At 59.7% G+C, this 278-nt stretch carries 1 pseudogene; it reads left to right on the top strand.

Features of this window, described 5'->3' with window-relative positions:
- Positions 1-278, top strand: a pseudogene (gene lysK, locus P792_RS38635) (lysine--tRNA ligase); the annotation flags it as partial.

Raw genomic sequence — 278 nt, 5'->3', positions numbered from 1 at the left:
GGCAGATTCGAGAGTTTCTCGGCACATAACAACGCGATGCTGTGCGAATTCCTCGACCGTTTCGGCTTCGAGTACGAGTTTGCGTCCGCAACCGAGTATTACACATCGGGCCGTTTCGATGCGGCGCTGCGCCGTATGCTTGAGGTGCATGACCAAGTCGTGGCGACCATTGCGCCCACGCTGGGTGCCGAACGTCGCGCGACCTATTCGCCTGTGCTGCCCATTCATCCGCGCACAGGTCAGGTCATGCAGGTGCCCGTGACCAAGGTCGATCCGAT

The sequence above is a fragment of the Asaia sp. SF2.1 genome, from assembly GCF_000505765.1.
GTDB lineage: Bacteria > Pseudomonadota > Alphaproteobacteria > Acetobacterales > Acetobacteraceae > Asaia > Asaia bogorensis.
The sequence above is the reverse complement of the archived record's forward strand: the minus strand, read 5'-3'. Positions and strand labels throughout refer to the sequence as shown.